The organism is Huintestinicola sp., assembly GCF_051882455.1.
GTDB lineage: Bacteria > Bacillota > Clostridia > Oscillospirales > Ruminococcaceae > Huintestinicola.
Genome location: NZ_JBJERV010000037.1, coordinates 1 through 2,647, shown reverse-complemented (window position 1 = coordinate 2,647; position 2,647 = coordinate 1). Strand labels below are relative to the sequence as shown.

The following is a 2,647-nucleotide window of genomic DNA, read 5'->3' as shown; positions in this document are numbered from 1 at the left end:
GTGTTGTGTTTATTTGTGCAACTTTTTTCATTTATCCGCTTTATCGACAGGCTGAGGTCAGCCCGATACGGACTGACCTCAAACTGTAATATTTGGTTTACGCTTCAATGGATTTTTCGGGAGCAGCCTTTTTCTTGCTGCCGCTCTTGCCCGACTTTTTCTCCTCAAGCCATACCCACAGGGGACCTGCTATGCAGGTGGAGGAGTATGCGCCCGAGATAAGACCCATTGTCATGGGGAATGCAAAGGAGATGATGGAGTTTACACCGTAGATGACCGCTACAACGGAAATTACTATCATTGCCGAAACGGTGGTAACGGTGGTGTTGATGGAACGGGTCATGGACTGGTTTATGCTGAGGCTTGTAAGCTCGCCCAGAGTGTACTTGTTCTTGTAAAGCTTCTTGTTTTCACGGATACGGTCATAGATAACGATGGTGCTGTTGATGGAGTAACCGAAGATGGTGAGCACGACCGCCATAAAGTTTGCGTCGATCTCCATACCGAAAACGATGAAGGTACCGTATACCACGATGATATCGTGGAGAAGGGCTGCTACAGCGCATATACCTGCCAGCCAGCCGCCGATGTTCTTAAATCTTATGGCGATGTAGATGATGAGCACGATAGCCGCAAATACTGCCGCAACCAGACATTTGCTGAAAAATTCCTTACCTGCGGAGGGGGATACGTCCGTTGACTCCACAAGCTCAAGGTTATTGGCAGCATATTTTTCCTCAAGGGTGTTGGTGAGGACTATCTGCTTGTCGGCGGTAAGACCCGAGTTTGAAAGCATTGAGAGCTGAACGTTGTTCTTGCCTGTGTTGAAGTCGGTTCCCGTGGTCGCCTTTACGCCAATTCCATCGAGAGCCGCCGAAGCGTCGTTCTGGAATGCGTTAAGGTCGATCTCTCCCTCATAGAGGTAGGTGATAAGGGTACCGCCCTTGAACTGGATATCAAGCTTTGCTCCGAAAATGAATGAGGATAAAATGCAGAACGCAACTAAAATAATTGAAATGGTGAAATAGATCTTTCTGTTCTTGATAAAATCTATATGGAATTTGCAGTCGCTCATTTCTTAGCACCTCCGTAAAGCTTGGGATTTCTGAACGCCTTGAAGCCCGAGAGGGACATAGTCATAAGTCTGGAGCAGAGAACTCCGAAGAAGAGGTTCAGTATGGTACCTGTCAGCAGTGTGAAGCCGAAGGAATAGATGGTTCCTGCGGTGGAGGGACCGAACATGAAGAATACGAAGTGGAGAGCCTTTGCAAAGATACTGTCGGGAGTGCCGAATGCGCCCATGAGGATTATGGCAACGAGTATCATTGTGATGTTTCCGTCCATGATGGCGGAAAGAGCACGCTGATAGCCGCTGATAAGCGCGCCGTCAAGGGTCTTGCCGTTGTTAAGCTCTTCCTTTATTCTCTCTGCGGTGATAACGTTGGCGTCAACGCCCATTCCCACAGCAAGGATAATACCTGCGATACCGGGAATGGTGAGTATGCCGCTGGCGTTAAATCCGAAGTAGCCCGAAACGAATGCAAGGGTTCCCGCAACCTGTCCGATAAGTGCGATAACTGCGATAACTCCGGGGAGCCTGTACACTGCTATCATAAATACGGCGATGCAGGCAAATGCGATTATTCCTGCTACCACCATTGCTTCAAGAGCGCCCATGCCAAGGCTGGGGGAGATGGTGGAGAAGCTTGCTGTCACAAGCTTGAAGGGAAGTGCGCCGGAATTTATCTGGTCCGCGAGCTTTTTGGAGCTTTCGGCGTCGAAGCTTCCGCTGATGGTAGCGTTTCCGTCGGTGATAACGGCGTTTACTCTGGGGGAGGAGATGCAGGTATCGTCCATCCAGATGGAGATGACACCGCCCTCATTATAAAGCTTTTCGGTAGCGGTGGCAAATTTCTTTGAGCCATCGTCAGTGAGCCTCAGAGCGACTACCCACTGGCTGCCTGCATTTGCGCTCTGGTCATATGCGGCGTAAGCCTCGGCAACGTCCTTGCCCTCGAGGATAATGTTTTCGGCGGTAACGCCTGTGGGCTTGTTCATGCTGTCAAGCTCGATGCCCTCGCGGAAGGTAAGCTGTGCAGTCTCGCCCAGCTCCTTGACTGCTGCCTCGGGGTCGAACTCAGCCTCGCCCTCCTTCCATGGGAAACGGACGATTATTCTGTCATTGCTGTAATCGATATATGCTTCATAATCGGTAATGTTCAGGTTTATCATACGCTGAACGATGACCTCCTTGGCGGAGTCCAGCTGCTCGTCTGTGGCGTCGAAGCCCTCGGGAGGAGTAAATGTAACATCAACGCCGCCCTTGATATCGATACCGAATCTGATATCATCAACGCCCTTTACGTAAACTGTTTCAATATCGCCGTAGTAGCTGCTGAAGCCGAAGAGCACCGAAGCCGCAAATGCCGCTATCAGCAGGAAAACGACAAAGAATACAGGTTTTTTGACCCTTTTCACTTTTATGACCATTCCTTTCCCGATGTCTGATTAAAACATCTGTGTTGAGCCGCTTCTACATACGGCCGCAATTATCGTTTTATTATAACATTTATTTGCACGCTTGTCAATAGGTGAAAATTTAACTTTTGCGAAATTTCTTTTCCTTTTTTCATATCACGATAAAAAT

General features: G+C 49.0%; 2 protein-coding genes. Both read right to left on the bottom strand.

The genetic code is table 11. The annotated features are described in order from the left end of the window. Nucleotides 1–97 precede the first annotated feature (97 nt). Nucleotides 98–1,075 carry a protein translocase subunit SecF gene (gene secF, locus ACI4J0_RS05390; protein ID WP_439764789.1) on the bottom strand — a complete coding sequence of 326 codons (978 nt, stop codon included), beginning with the start codon at nt 1,073–1,075 and terminating at the stop codon, nt 98–100. Next, nucleotides 1,072–2,478, bottom strand: coding sequence for a preprotein translocase subunit SecD (locus ACI4J0_RS05385; RefSeq protein ID WP_439764788.1), 1,407 nt, complete (start codon nt 2,476–2,478; stop codon nt 1,072–1,074). The genes secF and ACI4J0_RS05385 overlap by 4 nt, the downstream gene beginning before the upstream one ends. Nucleotides 2,479–2,647 lie beyond the last annotated feature (169 nt).

Coding starts and splice junctions, on each gene's coding strand:
- secF (WP_439764789.1), bottom strand. CDS start 1,075: ATGAGCGACTGCAAATTCCATATAGATTTTATCAAGAACAGAAAGATC.